The sequence below is a fragment of the Streptococcus oralis genome, from assembly GCF_004127215.1.
In the GTDB taxonomy this organism is placed as follows: domain Bacteria; phylum Bacillota; class Bacilli; order Lactobacillales; family Streptococcaceae; genus Streptococcus; species Streptococcus oralis_BD.
Genome location: NZ_QEWJ01000005.1, coordinates 84,123 through 101,849 on the forward strand (window position 1 = coordinate 84,123; position 17,727 = coordinate 101,849).

Annotated in this window: 10 protein-coding genes and 1 pseudogene; all 11 read right to left on the reverse strand. The window is 43.3% G+C overall.

Annotation, left to right across the window (positions count from 1 at the left end):
• Window positions 1-65: 65 nt before the first annotated feature.
• Entirely contained in the window at window positions 66-2,444 is a 2,379-nt protein-coding gene (gene secA2 / locus DF216_RS05310; protein WP_129326191.1) for an accessory Sec system translocase SecA2, read from the reverse strand.
• Window positions 2,431-2,871: an accessory Sec system protein Asp3 gene (gene asp3 / locus DF216_RS05315; RefSeq protein WP_129326192.1), complete on the reverse strand. Its 441-nt coding sequence runs from the start codon at window positions 2,869-2,871 to the stop codon at window positions 2,431-2,433. The genes secA2 and asp3 overlap by 14 nt, the downstream gene beginning before the upstream one ends.
• Entirely contained in the window at window positions 2,868-4,397 is a 1,530-nt protein-coding gene (gene asp2 / locus DF216_RS05320) for an accessory Sec system protein Asp2 (RefSeq protein WP_129326193.1), read from the reverse strand. The genes asp3 and asp2 overlap by 4 nt, the downstream gene beginning before the upstream one ends.
• Window positions 4,381-5,961: an accessory Sec system protein Asp1 gene (gene asp1 / locus DF216_RS05325; RefSeq protein ID WP_129326194.1), complete on the reverse strand. Its 1,581-nt coding sequence runs from the start codon at window positions 5,959-5,961 to the stop codon at window positions 4,381-4,383. Before asp1 ends, asp2 begins: the two co-directional genes overlap by 17 nt.
• Window positions 5,962-5,970: 9 nt before the next feature.
• Entirely contained in the window at window positions 5,971-7,188 is a 1,218-nt protein-coding gene (secY2, locus tag DF216_RS05330) for an accessory Sec system protein translocase subunit SecY2 (protein WP_129326195.1), read from the reverse strand.
• 90 nt (window positions 7,189-7,278) lie between these two features.
• Window positions 7,279-8,511 carry a glycosyltransferase gene (locus DF216_RS05335; protein WP_125827599.1) on the reverse strand — a complete coding sequence of 411 codons (1,233 nt, stop codon included), beginning with the start codon at window positions 8,509-8,511 and terminating at the stop codon, window positions 7,279-7,281.
• Between the two features lie 20 nt (window positions 8,512-8,531).
• Window positions 8,532-10,967: an SP_1767 family glycosyltransferase gene (locus tag DF216_RS05340; RefSeq protein ID WP_125827600.1), complete on the reverse strand. Its 2,436-nt coding sequence runs from the start codon at window positions 10,965-10,967 to the stop codon at window positions 8,532-8,534.
• 9 nt (window positions 10,968-10,976) lie between these two features.
• Complete coding sequence (locus DF216_RS05345; RefSeq protein WP_125827601.1) at window positions 10,977-11,987, reverse strand: sugar transferase; 1,011 nt, start codon at window positions 11,985-11,987, stop codon at window positions 10,977-10,979.
• A 21-nt stretch (window positions 11,988-12,008) separates the two neighbouring features.
• Window positions 12,009-12,872, reverse strand: a complete 864-nt coding sequence (locus tag DF216_RS05350) for an acyltransferase (protein WP_240659319.1) — start codon at window positions 12,870-12,872, stop codon at window positions 12,009-12,011.
• A 2-nt stretch (window positions 12,873-12,874) separates the two neighbouring features.
• On the reverse strand, window positions 12,875-14,968 hold the full coding sequence (locus DF216_RS05355) for a glycosyltransferase (RefSeq protein ID WP_129326196.1): 2,094 nt from the start codon (window positions 14,966-14,968) through the stop codon (window positions 12,875-12,877).
• A 148-nt stretch (window positions 14,969-15,116) separates the two neighbouring features.
• Window positions 15,117-16,352: pseudogene (locus DF216_RS11150) on the reverse strand (LPXTG cell wall anchor domain-containing protein); the annotation flags it as partial.
• Between the last annotated feature and the right edge of the window lie 1,375 nt (window positions 16,353-17,727).

Consider the following 17,727-nt stretch of genomic DNA (forward strand, 5'->3'; position numbering starts at 1 on the left):
CTGCCTATGTGACTCCGTCGATCCTGCCCTAGATTTACATTGTAAATTGTCATCTGATTCTCTTTTTATGGAAAATGAGTAAGAATCTTCCCTTTGGGCGTTACTTCCACAATCCCCATGAGGAGATTTCGGACCATATCTGTACGGATTTGTTGCTTCATGGTTTCAAATCCAGCATAGGCCTCCTGATAGTACTCCACGATAGGGTTCTTTTGAGAAGCCGACTGGCTCCCAATCGCTAGACTGAGTTGGTGCAGATAGTCGACTTGCTCAACCCAATTGTCATCAATCGCCTTGAGCATGGATATTCTCAGAAAAGAGTCATAGAGTTGGTGAGGTTGGAGGACTTTCTTTTTAGCTGTGATTTCTTTGGCTATTATTTCCTCTAGTAAACCCCGAATCTGATTCGCATCGGACAGGTTCAAATTAGCTGGTAATTCTCTCATCCCAAAGCTAATATTGGTCACGATGAAGTGAAAGAGCTCTTGGGGACTGCTATAGGTTTTTTCTGAGATTTGTTTGATATAGTCTGCCAGTATGTCCTCAAGGATATGTTCTAGATCACGGCTCCCATCTAGCAAGCGATCTCTTTCTTTATAGACCATTTGGCGCTGAATATTGACGCTTTCCGCATACTCTAAAGTTTGTCTGCGTGCAGAGCGACTGGCACTATCACTAGCCTCTTGGGCTTTTCTGACGAGATTGCGGTACTTACTAGCCTTGAGTAGGTTGGGTTTCCTGATGTCCTCTACTTGATAGTCTTGATACAGGTCATGAACCCAAGACGGCCCAAACTTTTTGATCACATCATCTTCAAGCGACACGAAAAATTGAGACATACCTGGATCGCCCTGACGGCCAGATCGCCCTCTGATTTGCAGGTCAATCCGTTGGCTCTCCATTCGCTCGGTACCAATCACTATCAAACCACCCAACTCTGCGACGCCTGGACCGAGTTTGATATCTGTGCCTCGACCTGCCATAGAAGTTGCAACAGTCACTGCCCCCATCTGACCAGACTCTGCGATGATTTGGGCTTCACGCGCTGCATGATTGGCATTGAGGACATTGTGGGAAATCCCTTCTCGCAAGAGCAAGGATGAGTATAGCTGGGACATTTCAACAGACCCTACAAAGACCAGGAGTGGATTGCCTTTGGAGTGATAGGTCTTGATTGCTTCAAGAGAAGCATACACTTTCTCAGGAAGGGTTACATAGAGATTGTCAGGATGGTCAATCCGCCTTATCGGGCGATTGGTCGGGATGCGAATGACAGACATGTTGTAGGTTTCGAAAAATTCTTTTTCTGCCACCTTTCCCGTCCCTGTCATGCCTGAGATTTTGCGAAACATCTTAAAGAGACTCTGATAGGTGATAGAAGCCATGGCTCTGGTTTCAGGAGAGAGTTTCACATGTTCCTTAGCTTCGATGGCTTGATGGAGACCACCTTGAAGTTTGGTCATTTCCATCAAGCGCCCTGTTCCCTTGTCTAACAAGATCATCTCCTGACCTCGAATCAGATAGTCCTTGTCCTTGGTAAAGAGCGTGTGGGCTCTGAGAGCATAGACTAGATGCCGAACATAAGTTGCATACTCTTCCTTGTAGAGATGGTCGATCCCTAGGAATCCTTCAACCGTATGAGCTCCCTTTCGGGTCAACCAAACTTGGTCTTTTTCTTCCTTGTAGATGTAGTCTTCTCCCTGAACCAAGGTCGTCACTAGGGTATCAATCATCCCATAATAGTTAGACTGGACGCGGGGAGACCCTGCGATGATCAAGGGGGTTTGAGCACTATCGAGTAGAATGTCATCGATCTCATCGATAATGACATAGTTAAAGGGAGGCAGGAACTTCCCCTCACTAGTAGAAGCAAGATTGTCATTGAGATAGTCAAATCCCAGTACACTATTAGTCGTGTAGACGATATCTGAGGTGTAGATTTTTCTTTTCTCTGCGGCAGTCAAGTCCTCTTTTGGATCCTCTGAAAAGGGCAGACCGACAGTTAGACCTAAAAATTGGTAGACCGGTCCCATTTCTTCTGCATCTCGTTTAGCTAGATAGTCATTGGTCGTGATCAGCATACTGCCTTTACCCGTTAGAGCATTGAGGTAGAGGGGCATGGTTGCAGTCAGGGTCTTGCCTTCACCCGTATTCATCTCAGCCACATTTCCTTGGTGGATCACAATGGCACCCATGACCTGCACATCATAAGGAAAGAGACCTAAGACACGTTTGTCTGCCTCACGTACAAGGGCATAGGCTTCTACCAACAGCTCATCCAAGGATTCTCCTTGGGCAAGACGCTGGCGAAATTCCTCTGTCTTGGCAGCCATTTCCCCATCACTGAGAGCAGCCATCTCTTCTTTGAGGTCATTGATTTGGCTTAACAGTTTCTTGACCCTTCTCAGCTGTCTTTCCTGATAAAAATGATTAAACACCAGCATCCTCCTCAATATAAAACGAAGCAAAATCAAGAGCCTCAAATCCTGCACTAATCAAGGAAAGTCGATACGTATAGGCCGTCTCAGGGTAGGTAAAAGTAAAGGAAAATTGCCTTTCAATCTTCTCCTCGACGATTTCCTCATAACGGTTTAAGAAGGTCAGTTTGATGTAAAGGCCATTAGCTGGTTGAACTCGCATCTTCATAGATAGGCGGTAGGTGTGATTTTTCTTGAGAAGAGGAAGACTCGGCTGACTTCTGGTGGCCTGATAGTTGACACTGGAAAACCAGGTTTTAAGGGTTTCTCCTGAAGCTAGTAAAGGGTTTTTTAGTGTGACACGGCCATCTTTATGATAGACAATCTGGCTACCATAAAGATAAGTGGCTCCCATCTCGCCCCACCTAATATCTTCTCTCTTGATGATAATCATGTCTCACCTCTTCCGTATTCTTCTAGTATCATCTTGTAAAAATGAATAAACCAGGCAACGTTTGTACCTGTGTCATCATTGTGTCGACCTGCGGTTCCTTTGGACAAGATCTTGGCTCCTGTCTGACAAAGTGTCTCCACTAGCTGGTCATAGGCACCACTATCCATATCCTCGTCTTTCATGTAAGAAAGACCAAAGGTCGTCTGGGAAAAATCAGCTTTTTTAAATCGGGTCCAAAAGCGCTGATCCAATTCCTTCATGTCTTTTAGGCTCACTCCTCCTGTCTGAAGGTGCAAGACATCAAAGCTGGTCGGGAAAACTCCTGGCGCTTCTAGTCGGCCCCTCTTTGCGATGGTCCCTAGATTTGTCAGAGGTTTTCCTACTACGATTCCTTTGGGTTCAAAGTAGGATCCATAATAGAGCGCTGGGAAGGTTCCCATGGATAGTCCAGATAAGATCAAGTCACTTCTATCTAAACCTAGATAGTCTAAATAGTACTGGATGGTTGCTTGAATCTTATCTTCCAATTCCTCAGTTCCTAGGTAAAAGGCTCCTCCTTCTAATCGGGGGTCCGAAAAGAGGAGAAAAGGGCATTGGAGATTCTTCATCATCCAGTAACCCTCAAAGCCTTCCGCGGGACGGTAACCTGAAAAATAGACTGCTAGAGGAGGTTTGAAATCCCCCGGGTGAAAGAAATAGTTAATTTCCTCACGTTTTTTGTCATGCAGGATATTGCCTCCGAGAACAAATTTTCCAAACTGTTTCCGGCTCCAGCGTTGGTGGAGATTGCCGATGTTGACTTTTCCCTGACCACGCGCTTCAAGAGAAATACTCAGATAAGCGTCATAGTCTTGTTCTACAATGACTGCTTGGGCAAAGTCTGCTTCCTCTAGGAGGATTTCCTGGCTAATCTCTGAGATAGATCCTGCTGGGAATTTTCGCAAACGCAGGCGCAAGTCTACCGTCTCAGTCTTTTCATATTCGAGCCAGAGTTCGATTGGAGAGTGGGCTTGGGCAAACTGATTATAGGCCCAAGAGGTTAGCTGGGTATAGTTCTTGCCAAAATCACCTTCCAGCTCCAGATACTCAAATCCTTGATAAGAGGCAGATCCTTGAAAACTCGGATGAATCCGTATCGCAGCCGGACTCAGCTTGTCCCCATAACCACCTTCAAAGAGGGAGGTGGAAAGGTCTCGAACAAAGCCCTGTCGGTCTGACAGGTCCATCGCTTGCATGCAGTGCTGTTTTATGAGGTCCTGAATGTTTTTATCTTGACTTACAAACTGTTCTGGATAGAAAACCGTATAGGGTTCCAAGCTAGATGAAAAAGGCAGTAAATCTCCTAGATAAGCTCCATCCGTAAGAATGACAGCATGAAAGTGCTCTAGGTCATTCTCATCCATGATTTTCTGGATAGCAGACGGTGTATTTGGAAGAACATGATACCAGTCTAGTTGGGCTGGTAGGGCAAGTGTATCTCGCCAATCCTCTGGACCGATTTGCAAAATATTATATTTCTTTTCCATAAGTCACCTCCTCCAACCACTTTTCTAGCTTGATCAGGAATTGCTCCCCAGTGTGTTCCTTTATCTTTTCAATCGAATGAATCAGGGAGTCGTTCCATACTTGCAGGCTGTCGAGATAGTAATGAGCAGCTTGCGCAAAGTCCGCAATATTTTCCAACAGATAACCATTCTTCTTATGGCTGACATACTCTGTTTTGACCCTGTTGATTTGAGGGATGCCAGCACTGATTCCCGCTATCTGGGTATAAAGGAGAGGCTGACTGTTCAGATCGACAATCAAACGAACAAATTCCAACTGCTTGATTAACTCCGACTCATCCTTCATATTGACAAACGAATAGCGCATGGCCTGATGGCGATTATCCTCAAGCGGATTTTCAGCTCCTTGGTAATCTACTTCCTTCTCCAGTTCCTGATTTTTAAACCGCTCTGCGACCATCTCTGCAACTCGTGTTTCCAAATGCTTCATTTCTTCTTGATCGGTAGCAAAGGCTCCAAAGACCAGCTCTGTATCCTTATTTTCAGAAAGGAAATGCAAGACCTGATAGAGAGCTTGGTCATCTATCCCCTGCTCAAAGTCAAGTTGATAGTAGAGGAGCGACTCTTTTCGAGTCTGGCTCTTTCCCAACTCCAAGCGGGTATCAAAAGGCGATAAATGATGGAACTTCTCTGCTTGTTCTGGAAAGTCAGATTGAGCCAAGCGCAAGGTGTCCTCCCTATCAACCAGAACTAGGTCCACCTTAGGCAACAAATCCGCCAACTGAGGTAGTTGCTCTTGAGGATTTCGTCCGATAAAAAGACTGAGAACCTTAGTAGTTTGGCGAGGCAATCGATCTACAAGGAAAGCATTGTGGTGATCACAAGCAGGCAGAAAATAGACTGCTTCTTCCTCTGGGAGTTGAGCCAATCTCTTCTCAAAAAACTCAGCAATCAATTCTCCCATATCTCTGTAAGTCTCTTTTTGGAAGCGAAAAGCAAAGATAGGATTGACCTCGATACGCCCCCCATCGTGCAAGTGCTCTCTAAACTGCCACAGTCCCTTGGGATTGAGGTAGTCTTGGTAGATAGCCTGACCATCTTCGTAGTAAATCACACTGGAGACCAGCCCCCGATCATCCATCAGGTAGTTGGCAGACAAAAACCCATTTTCCTTGAAATACTGAATCGTACTGATGAAGCCTTCAATCCCATGCTCCACCTGAGCATAGGGCTTGCCATTCCTCAAAACTAAAATGGTAAAGGGACTGTAAACAAACTCGCAGTCCTCTTCCCACTCAATATCTCTGACCTGCAAGACCTGCGGTCGAATCTCGTGAAAATCCTGCAATTCATCAAAAAGGGAATCGACCTGTGCTTCTAAAATACCTTGACGATGGAGAAAATAGCGCAGATGAGGCTGATAGGACAGGAGGAGGACCTGAGCAGGAATTCCTTGGCGCTGCATCAGACGAATCTGATTGAAGGTATCATCAAATTCTAGCTTAAAATGAGAAAAATACCAAGGTGTCAAATCGGCATGCCAGGGACGCTCCTTGCCATACCAAGCTGGGATAAAATAATACATCAAAACCTCCTAAAATAGTGGCTGATACCTTTCATTTAGTCTGAGCGCCTGCAATTCGTCGTGAATCGTAAAGAGCATACCACTCAAAATTAAAAAGAGCCCGGGAATCATACTAACTTTTAACAAACCCTCATCCTGCAAGACAAACAACATTGGAAGCCCTGCCAAGGTAACATTAAAAACGCCACCTATCAGAGCAAATCGTAGAACCAAGCGATTGATAAAGCGACTGGTATCCTCACCAGGATAGACTCCGTAAATGTAATCTCCCGATTGCTTCATCCGATCTGCAATCTGTTGACCACTCACATTGACAAAGGCAAAGGCAATGCTAAAGACAAAGAGGATAAGGATATAGGCATAGATCCATAAGGGTTTTCCCATAGCATACTGCTCCAGTATAGCAGAGTAGAGAGGATTGCCCTTATCCAGATATTGAAGTAAAATCAAGAGATAAGAAGGTAAACCCATGAGACTCATAACATACATATAAGGCATGCCTCCCGCAGGATTGAGCATGATCTCCAAATACGAATAGCGTTTAAAGCGAGAATGGAGGCCAATTTTGTTAATAGGGACACGGTATCTTGCCCGATAAAACAAAACGACTAGGTAGGTAAAAATCAGCCCAAGCACCAGCAAAAGGAAAAGTATCCAAGGGGAGACTTTATAAACTTGGATCGACTGGATAATATCCTGTGGGAGAGAAGCCACCATACTCGCAAGGAGAATAACGACAGGGCCTCCAACTCCGATAGTCGCATTAATGTCCGACAACCAAACTAAGAAGAAGGTCCCCGCAACCAAGAGACTGGTATTGAGGAGAAAGACCAAGAAAGGATTGTAGGGAGCTTGGACAGGAAGGTTTGTAGTCAAGGCCAAGGCCTGAATCAAGGCAATTCCTAGCGTCAAGTACATTTTTCTTCTATCCTGAACCTCTGAAGGAACAGAGTTTAGACCCAGTTTCTTTGAAAAGGAAAAGGCCTGCCACAAGATCATAGCTGACATCCAAGGTGAAAGCCCGATGGAAAAGAGAGAGAGTGTGCGAAGATTTCCACCAGTCAGGGCTACTGAAAAGTCCAGATAGGCTGCACTTCCTCCGAGAAAATTTCGACTATTGAGGTCAACAAAGGGAAGAGCGATACGACTTCCGAGCACATAAATAAAGAGCAAAAACAGGGTACCTATCCCTTTTTTTACTGCAATTGATGAAATTAACTTTCTCACTAACTCCTCCTTGTTCTTTTTTATCTTTCTATCATCATGTTATACGGAACCAATCCAGCACTTCTCTCTTAGCCCTTTTAAATCCTTATCTCAGTCTTGCTGAGATTTCTCCTCCAGATAAGCCTTCAGAGCTACTACCATTTCTTCCGGTCTTTCTGCTGAGAAAATACCTGCATAGGCACTCTCAGCCAGTTCTTGAGCTTTGGTATTCTCAAAAGTCAAGAGTGGTTTATCAAAGCGTGAAACATAGTCATAAACGACACTTAGTTTTTTATCATGGTTAATATCGAGGTAGACATCTGCCTGCTGAATCAGTCTCTCAACCAAGAGGGGAAAGGTGTTGGGATAGAGGGTAACATTTTCAAAACGCGATAAGAGCATGAGTTCAGGTGCCATCATCGTATAGGCTGCAATGTAGAAATGCACCTTAGGCAGGGCTTGAACGAGATAATCGATTTTCTCTAGACACCAAGAATTAGTTAGGGTGACACAAGTCATCACTGGCTGGTAAACTGCGACTGGATAGGCAAGGCCAGCCTGACGCCATTTCTCAGTGATGGTAGACCACTCCATCAGATGATAGTGCCACCAAATCTCACGCAAACGCCCAACCGAATAAGTGTTCCAAGGCTTGTCTGGAGATAGATAATGCAAGATTGCCGGCAGAGGCTCCAGAGGAATATCGAAGATAAATTCATGTCCATGTAAGGCAGCCCCACTGTCAAAGCCTATCTGGAAATTATAGCAATGGTCTAAAGGAATGTAGCTGTCTTGAAAGAGCATATTGAGAATGGACTGGTCTCCCTCACTCACATGCTGGTGTTCTCGATCAGTCAGCTCAACTAGCTTTTGTCTTACAGCTTCTGCTCGCCATTTCTTGTTATTGATCAAGAGAACACCTGCATTAAAGCCAATCCCAGCTCCAAAACAAGATGCTGCTGCAGCCAGATAGTTGTCTCCCAAGTCCATTTCAAAGAGAGGTGTCAAATCAGCCGTCACTACCAGATCACTGTCCAAGTAAAGAACCTTGTCCTCTTCGACAAAATCAGGGATAAAATAACGGGCAAAGGTCATGTGATTGATATGGGGCAATTTGTTGCTCCAATTCATCTGAAACTGGGGACCAAGCATCTTGACATCCACCAGATCGCCACCCATTTGCTGTAATTTAGGTCTGAGGGCACTGAACCACTCTTTAGGAATATCTTGGTTAAAGATATAGACCTTGACATGGCTGTTATGGTAGCAGAGAGACTTGAGCGCCGTTTCAATCTGGCGAATGTAGGCATAATCTCCTGCGAAAATAACAGAATGTTCTTTCATTCTCTCTCCTTTATGTAACATTATTTTGATAAATCAGCCACGATTTGGCTTGTATAGGTTTCATCTTTGATAAATTCAATATCTTGATCAAAATTATACTCCGCAGTATGCTTATGGTTAAATTTGATTTTGGTTTTTGCTCCCATCTTCATCCACTCATACTCAGAATCTATATGACCAATATCAAGTACCTGATAGCCGTTTTTCGTTAGGCGATAGGCCAGTACTTTAGCAGTAGGACCCAGCATACAGAGAATCAAGCGTCCATTTGCGTGTTTATAAATTTCCTTTTCGATTTCATCAACACGTGAATAAGCACTATGTGACGGGCAAATGATTCGCTGAATCGACTTAGCATCAGCAAAGAGATCATTCCCTACACCCGAACGTGAAGTTGCACCTTCTATCAAGAGAAGATCACGTCCCTTCCATATAGACTTCAGCTTAGCAAATTGCTCGTTTGCTTGCGTTTTATCTTCAAAATCAATATACGGGCGTGAAACAAAGGTCGATCCATACCAGGAATCACTAGACAAAGATTGATAAAAATCCGCATAGTGATCCAAATGAATTTTCCAAAAATCAATAGCCCACCAAGTAAAAATAAAGCGATTCTGGAAGATATCTGGCAGACATATTACGGTGTCTTCGCTAGAGGGAAGAGAAATAATCTCTCTCATTGTACTTACTAATTCTTCATCATAATCTTGATAAGGGATTGAATGCCCTGCAAGGAGATTGATTTCCCCATCCCCAAAACGGATCAAAGAAGCATTATTTTTAATAACATAGTCAAGGGTTGCATCAATCCCTTTAACTTCGGGAAACTTACTCTGTTCTTTTAAAGCATTTCCTGCCAGCATCAATCGAAGGTCTGCCAGCATCTGTTCTGGATGTTCGCTAGAATATAATCGTTGACCATGACAGCCGTTTTGAGATTTATAAAAAGCTAACATTGGTTTGGAAAGACTTGCAATTTCTGCCACAATATCACTTGTCGAATTCTCCAAGTTAATATCGAGGTAGACATCCATCTGGTTTTTAAGTCTCTCAAACTCATCTCTAGAGATGGCAGGATACAGATAAATATTCTCATGTTTCTGAGATAATGCATATAGTTTTGAGCCCATATCCGTCCAAGCAGCAATGTGAAAAGCGATTTCAGGGCACTCGGTTGCCAAATTTCCTAGACCTTCCAGTTCTTGAGAGGCTGTAAAGGTCAAAGCGTGAAATTGAGGTTCTAGATTTTTCGTAAATCTACCATTTTGCTGATAATCTTGAATCGATTCTATCATCCCAGCTAGAGAATCCACTACTCTTTGACCGTATTCTCCATGTTTAGTTGACAAAAAAGAAAGAATAGGCACATCATTTTTTTGCATTTTTTCTAAAACTGACTGAACCTCTTGCCCATGATTGATATCTAAATATAGATTAGCTTTTTCTTCTAATTGATGTAAAACAGGCGGAACTACTTGAGGATATAGGCGGACGTTTTCATGAACGGATAAAGTTAGTAATTTTTCTCCCATGTCCGTCCAAGCAGCAATATTAAAAGTGATTTCTGGAAGACTGACAACTAATTGGTGAATGGCTTCTAATTCTTGTGAATTTGTCACAATCAAACAACTGAAAGTCTCTCTCTTGGATGAGTTTAGTTGAAATTCTCCCCAGTGGTGTTGAAACATTTGAGTCCATTCCATGTCATGTACCTGCCACCACAACTCTCTATATCTATTTGCAATTAAAGTTGTCCATGGTTTTCGATAGGTCGTATAATGGATAATCACCGGAGACTGAACTTCTTCTAAATGCCCCTTCCAGTTGTTATAGAAGGCAACAATATCATGTCCCACTTGAAGATTAAAGGAACGATCCAACTCTAGCCATTTTTCTTTACACACCTGGTTAATAATCGTTTGATCTCCATTAAAATCTAAAAAGCGTCCCTCTTCTATCTCTTTTTGCATAAACTGACTTTGCTGAACCAGTTTGTCCTCTAGATTTTCCTCTCTCCACTTGGCATTATTGATCAGCATAACACCCGTATTAAAGGTGACACCATCTGTATCCATGACAGCTGCCAATAACTGATCTCCTAGATTTATTTCCCACAAGTCATCCAAAGGAGCATTGACAATTAAGTCACTATCCAAGTATAACACCTTGTCTTCTCTAATGAGGCTAGGGATAAAATAACGAGCATAGGCTATCTGACTAATATGATTTTGAGTCCCCCAATTTTGGAAAATATTGCCCTGAGGTAACTTTACATCAATCACATCGCCCCCTAAAAGACGCGCTATTTTTCTTGGTTTTCGAAACCAGTCTGGCATGATATCTTGATTTAGAACATAGACATTTATATTTTTATTATGATAGAAAATTGATTTTAATGTCGTCTCTAATTGAGATAGATAGTGACAGTCTCCTGCCATTACGATTGTTTTCTTCATCTGTTTTTCCTACCTTACTCCCAGTTGAAAAATAGCCTCAACCAAGATTTTTTTCGTAAAATATCCCTCTTTTAATAGATAACTAAACATTTCGATACGCGCTGTCATATCACGGTACTCTTCCTCAGTTATAGATGAGACAAGCTGACTCGCTTCTTCTAGAGTATCAACCGCAAAGCCTAATCCCTGTTCAACAATAAACTGCATCGTTGAAAGATTTTTGGGAACAATAACAGGAATTCCAGCAGCTAAATAAGTACTAACTTTATGAGAAAGATTCATTCCATAATAGTCTCTATTTTCTCCTGGATTTTCAGTAGTCCCCCATACCAAACCAAATCCTCCCTTTGAAAGTTCTAAAAGGAGTTCCTCATCTCGCTTCCAGCCCTCTATTATAAAAGTTGGTGCTTGATTTTTTCCGATTGGTTGATTTGAAAAGACTCTCAAGGGGATTGGATGAGACCAATTTAGCAATCCTGGAAAGCGTTCCAAACTACCTGCAAAGAAAATTTCTCTTTTGAAGATTGGCTTATAGAGGGCTAAAGAATGAGGGTGGTCCCACATCCCTTGAATCAGTATTTTGGGATTTTCTAGCCCTTCCTCAAGCAATCGTTTCTTCATTTTTTCCGAAGGCACTATCAATACATCTGCCTGCTGATACAAATAAAGATAATCCTTCATAAGGTAATAATTACTATCAAACATTAGGGGAACAACATCATGAATAAAAAGAACCAACTTAACTTGCATGTCTTTGAGTTTATCAATAAATAAGCGATCAAACTCAACACCATTCCACGTAGGTGACTGAAAAACAACAATATCCCCGATAGAAACACTCGACATAATGCCATCTATGCGTTTGTTCATTTCAGACTTGCTATCTGCTGTGATAGGATAAAAATAAACTCCTAATTCACGAAAACCTAAAGTTGAGGCAATATTTTGGACTGCATTCTGGGCTAAAATGACTGTACTGTCTCCTGCCATCCCATATAGATTCGTTAGATGTAGTTTCATATTGACCTTTCTAGTCTTTAACTATTTTCTTGGCTTGATCAGGATATCTCCGTTATTGTAGACAATGCTGTTTGCAGGAATGTCTTGGCGTATCAGACAACCGGCTCCAATTACAGTGTTATCACCAATTCGAACACCTTTCAAAATGGTTACATTGCTACCAATCCAGCAATCCTTCCCCACCATTATGGGAGCCATCTTCCACTCCCACTTTTCAATCCTCTCTGCTGTATAAGTATGATCATGGTCATAAAAACGGACACCTTCTCCAATCATGGTTCCTGATCCGATTTCGATGCGGTCAATACAGTTTATACTACAGTAATTATTCAAAAAAACTCCTTCATAAAGAATAAGCTTTCCAGCAGGTAGTTGAAAACTCTCAAAATTACGGCAAGTAACCCTCTGAGCGACACATAGACTAGCTGAAGAGCCTATCTCAAAGGAATTCCATGCGCCTTCCTGATAAATACGGTCCAAGTCATTTACGGTAATATGAGGCTGATTCAAACAATCTAAAATCGCTTCAACCATTGCTTGAGGAGTAGAGGAAGAATAGCATTCTTGTCCTTGTTGACCATGCATAGTATTATCAAAAGCAAGGACCTTCTTGCCCGACTGAGAAAACCGTGCCACCACCTGATCTACTTCTTCATAATGGTTGATATCCAGTAACACATCACAAACTCTCATCAAAAAAGAAATACTAGCTTCATCAGTTACTGTATGTAAGCGTACATTTCCCTTTGATTGTAATTCTAACATTCTATCTGAAAATACAACGGGCGCTGCGATATGAAAGCAAACTTGTGGGAGCTGATCCAAAAGATACGGCAATTGTTCAATCTGGTCACTAACAGTTAAAATTAAAGCATCGCCAATCATCTTTAGAACCATCCTTTCGCAAACTCTTTCAGTTTTTCAATCATATCTCCGACTTGATCCGTCTGATACGTTATCTGTCCCATGTCTATCGTTTTAGTATTTTCAAAAGCCAAGACTGGTTTTCCATTTTCTGTAAAATATTCTAAAAATTCCTCCGTCTTTTCCCCGTGATTGATATCCAAAAGAACTTGACAGTCCTCTTTTAGCTCTCTATCCAAATCAACTAAATAGTTGATTCCTGAATAGAGGATGACATTCGGATACCGAACCATTTGCGCCAAGGAGTCACTGACCAATACTCGTGCTGCAATTTTAAATTGAATCTCTGGTAAGGATTGAACCAATGTTTCAATTTGTTCAATATGGTCTGAGGCTGTATAGGTGAGACAAGTGAACGGTTCCTTTATCGGATAAAGGTGAGATTTTTGTAATGGATGTAAATGATGATTTTGTCCCAATTCTGTCCATTCAAACCCATGGTAGTACCACCAAACATCTCGATAGGTTTGTGCCGCCAAATCTTTCCACGGTTTCCTATGGGAAAGATAATGAATAATAGTAGGATAATCCTGACCTACAGGCAACTGATAATCAGTGAACTGCTTATGAATGACAATATGATTATAATCAAAATCCAATTCCAACCATTTATGTTCAAAAAGCATATTTAAGATACTCTGATCCGCCTGATCAACCTTATCATGCCATTCATTGGTCAAATCAATCAACCTTTGAGTCATACTTTCTTGCTTCCACAAATCATTATTAATTAAGAGAACACCTGCGTTAAAGATTTCCCGACCGAAATAGGCTCTACCTCCAAAATCTCTAACAGCAGCCAAAGGATAATCTTGTAAGTCTGTTGCAAACAATTCATCAAGATTTCTCGTTACAACTAAATCACAGTCCAAGTAGAGGGCCTTGTCTTCTTGCACGAAATCAGCTATAAAATAGCGTAAAAAAACAGTGTAACTAATATCTGTCTTATACCTTGAAATCTGCTCGGATGTCACCCTACAATTGATAATTTCTGAATCAAACTTCTCTATGCGCTTATTTAATTGCTTAATCCATTCATTAGGAAAATCGCTATTAATCAGATAAAAACGAATCGAGCGATTGTGGTAACAGATAGACTTGATAGTAGTCATTACTTGGTCTACATAGGAATAGTTTGCTGCTAGGACAATGGCTTTCTTTTGTATTTTCTTAGTTTTTTCAAGCTTGTCTAGTAGATATTTTTTTGCCTCAAACTCTTTATAGGTGGGAGTTTCTTCTAAGCCACTGACCTTCCCATTAGAAAGACTCCCTTCTAACATCTGACGATAAATAGCTAAATGTTTTTCTAAAGGATATCCTAGACTAGCTAATAAAGTGATACGTTCAGACATAGCATCAACCAAGGCATGCATCCACTTTTCTGTCCAAGATCTGGATAAACTATTATTTCTGATGCGATAAGAATAGATTCCATTATGGATATAAACAATCTTTTCTGCCAACAGATAAATCTTTTGATTGAGGTAACCATCCTCTCCTAATTTACCTATGTCGAAGCGCAACCGCTCGAATAATCCTGCCTTATAGAGTTTACCCCAAGCAGATATCAAAGCAAAACTCTTCATTTCTTGGGATTCATATAAGTTCTCAAATATGGAAACATTATCATATACCCTCTCGTAATAGGAGTCTCCTGATATATGAAAGTAGAACATTCCTTCACTTTCGTTGAAAGAATAGTAATTCCCAACTGCAATATCAGCCTGATACTCTGTTATTTTTTTGTATAGGGTTTCTACATAATCTGACTCAATCCAATCATCCGAGTCAACAAAAGTTACGTAATTTCCGGACATATTATTCAGACCGGTGTTTCGTGCGGCAGAAATACCAGCATTTTCTTGTTCTATATAGATAATTCGGTGATCCATTTCTGAAAATTCTTTACAAATCTCACCTGAAGCATCCGTAGAACCATCATTAACGACAACAATCTCAATATTTTTATATGTTTGAGCAATAATACTATCTAGGCATTTTCTTAGATAGCTTTCCACATTGTAAACCGGTACAATGACCGTTATTTTATCATCCACTAGCGATTTTCTCCTTATATTTATTATACAATTTTTTAGTCAAAATTTCAGCTATATAATAGTAAAAACCCCTTGAAAATTCTAATTTTTCAAGGGGTTTCTATGATTTACGTGCACGAGTTAGTTTAGCCTAAATTTATAGGTCATCTTACTCTTCTTCATCACGTTTACGGCGTTTCGCAACCAATCCAATACCTGTAACTGCTGCTAAAGCTCCTAAAAGCACGGATGATTTGGAAGCTTCTGTACCTGTATTCGGCAATTGCTGTCTAGTCTTACCTGATGACTCTGATGCACTTGTTGAAGCGGATTCAGATGCGCTTGTACTTGCAGAAACTGAGGCACTTGTTGAAGCGGATGCGCTCGCTGATGTACTTGCTGATGCTGAAGCGCTCGTTGAAGCCGATGCGCTCGCTGACGTGCTAGCACTTACTGACGCGCTCGTTGAAGCAGACGCACTTGCAGATGTACTTGCACTTACTGAGGCACTTGTTGAGGCAGAGACGCTAGCTGATGTGCTTGCACTTACTGAAGCACTCGTTGAAGCAGATACGCTCGCTGACGTACTTGCGCTTGCTGAAGCACTTGTTGAAGCTGAAGCACTTGCCGATGTACTTGCAGAAACTGAAGCACTCGTTGAAGCGGAGACGCTCGCTGATGTGCTTGCAGAAACTGAGGCACTCGTTGAAGCTGACGCACTCGCTGATGTACTTGCTGATGCTGAGGCACTCGTTGAAGCAGATACGCTCGCTGACGTGCTAGCACTTACTGAGGCACTCGTTGAAGCAGACGCACTCGCTGACGTGCTAGCACTTACTGAGGCACTTGTTGAGGCAGATGCGCTCGCTGAAGTGCTTGCTGATGCTGATGCACTCGTTGAAGCAGATACGCTCGCTGATGTGCTTGCTGATACTGAGGCACTTGTCGAAGCAGACGCACTCGCTGATGTACTTGCAGAAACTGATGCACTCGTTGAAGCAGATACGCTCGCTGATGTACTTGCTGATGCTGATGCACTCGTTGAAGCAGATACGCTCGCTGATGTACTTGCTGATGCTGATGCACTCGTTGAAGCAGATACGCTCGCTGATGTACTTGCTGATACTGAGGCACTGGTTGAAGCGGACGCACTCGCTGATGTGCTTGCACTTACTGAGGCACTCGTTGAAGCAGACGCGCTCGCTGATGTGCTTGCACTTACTGAGGCACTCGTTGAAGCCGACGCGCTCGCTGATGTACTTGCACTTACTGAGGCACTCGTTGAAGCAGACGCACTCGCTGACGTGCTAGCACTTACTGAGGCACTCGTTGAAGCCGAGGCACTCGCCGATGTACTTGCTGATGCTGAGGCACTCGTTGAAGCGGACGCACTCGCTGATGTGCTTGCACTTACTGAGGCACTCGTTGAAGCAGACGCACTCGCTGACGTGCTAGCACTTACTGAGGCACTTGTTGAAGCAGACGCGCTCGCTGATGTACTTGCACTTACTGAGGCACTCGTTGAAGCAGACGCACTCGCTGACGTGCTAGCACTTACTGAGGCACTAGTTGAAGCAGACGCGCTCGCTGACGTGCTTGCACTTACTGAGGCAGATGCGCTCGCTGATGTACTTGCACTTACTGAGGCACTTGTTGAAGCCGACGCGCTTGCTGAAGTGCTTGCTGATGCTGAGGCACTTGTTGAAGCAGATGCGCTCGCTGATGTACTTGCTGATGCTGATGCACTCGTTGAAGCAGACGCACTCGCTGATGTGCTTGCACTTACTGAGGCACTTGTTGAGGCAGATGCGCTCGCTGATGTGCTTGCTGATGCTGAGGCACTCGTTGAAGCAGATACGCTCGCTGATGTACTTGCTGATGCTGATGCACTCGTTGAAGCAGACGCACTCGCTGACGTGCTTGCACTTACTGAGGCACTTGTTGAAGCCGACGCGCTTGCTGAGGTACTTGCTGATGCTGAGGCACTTGTCGAAGCAGACGCGCTCGCTGATGTACTTGCTGATACTGAAGCACTCGTTGAAGCAGACGCGCTCGCTGATGTGCTGGCGCTTACTGAAGCACTCGTTGAGGCAGACGCACTCGCTGATGTACTTGCTGATACTGAGGCACTTGTTGAAGCCGACGCGCTCGCTGATGTGCTTGCTGATGCTGAGGCACTCGTTGAAGCAGATACGCTCGCCGATGTACTTGCGCTTACTGAAGCGCTGGTCGAAGCGGAGACGCTCGCTGACGTGCTAGCACTTACTGAGGCACTCGTTGAAGCAGACGCACTCGCTGACGTGCTAGCTGAAACTGAAGCACTCGTTGAAGCAGACGCACTCGCTGACGTGCTAGCACTTACTGAGGCACTGGTTGAGGCAGATGCGCTCGCTGATGTACTTGCTGATACTGAGGCACTTGTTGAGGCAGATGCGCTCGCTGATGTACTTGCACTTACTGAGGCACTCGTTGAAGCAGACGCACTCGCTGACGTGCTAGCACTTACTGAGGCACTGGTTGAGGCAGATGCGCTCGCTGATGTACTTGCTGATACTGAGGCACTTGTTGAAGCCGACGCGCTTGCTGATGTGCTTGCAGAAACTGAGGCACTCGTTGAAGCGGACGCACTCGCTGATGTGCTTGCACTTACTGAGGCACTTGTCGAAGCAGATACGCTTGCTGATGTACTTGCTGATGCTGAGGCACTCGTTGAGGCAGATACGCTTGCTGATGTACTTGCTGATACTGAGGCACTCGTTGAAGCAGATGCGCTTGCTGAT

Excerpts from the sequence above, each read along its gene's own strand:
- secA2 (WP_129326191.1), bottom strand. The coding sequence starts at position 2,444 with ATGCTGGTGTTTAATCATTTTTATCAGGAAAGACAGCTGAGAAGGGTC.
- asp3 (WP_129326192.1), bottom strand. The coding sequence starts at position 2,871 with ATGATTATCATCAAGAGAGAAGATATTAGGTGGGGCGAGATGGGAGCC.
- asp2 (WP_129326193.1), bottom strand. The coding sequence starts at position 4,397 with ATGGAAAAGAAATATAATATTTTGCAAATCGGTCCAGAGGATTGGCGA.
- asp1 (WP_129326194.1), bottom strand. The coding sequence starts at position 5,961 with ATGTATTATTTTATCCCAGCTTGGTATGGCAAGGAGCGTCCCTGGCAT.
- DF216_RS05335 (WP_125827599.1), bottom strand. The coding sequence starts at position 8,511 with ATGAAAGAACATTCTGTTATTTTCGCAGGAGATTATGCCTACATTCGC.
- DF216_RS05340 (WP_125827600.1), bottom strand. The coding sequence starts at position 10,967 with ATGAAGAAAACAATCGTAATGGCAGGAGACTGTCACTATCTATCTCAA.
- DF216_RS05345 (WP_125827601.1), bottom strand. The coding sequence starts at position 11,987 with ATGAAACTACATCTAACGAATCTATATGGGATGGCAGGAGACAGTACA.
- DF216_RS05350 (WP_240659319.1), bottom strand. The coding sequence starts at position 12,872 with ATGATTGGCGATGCTTTAATTTTAACTGTTAGTGACCAGATTGAACAA.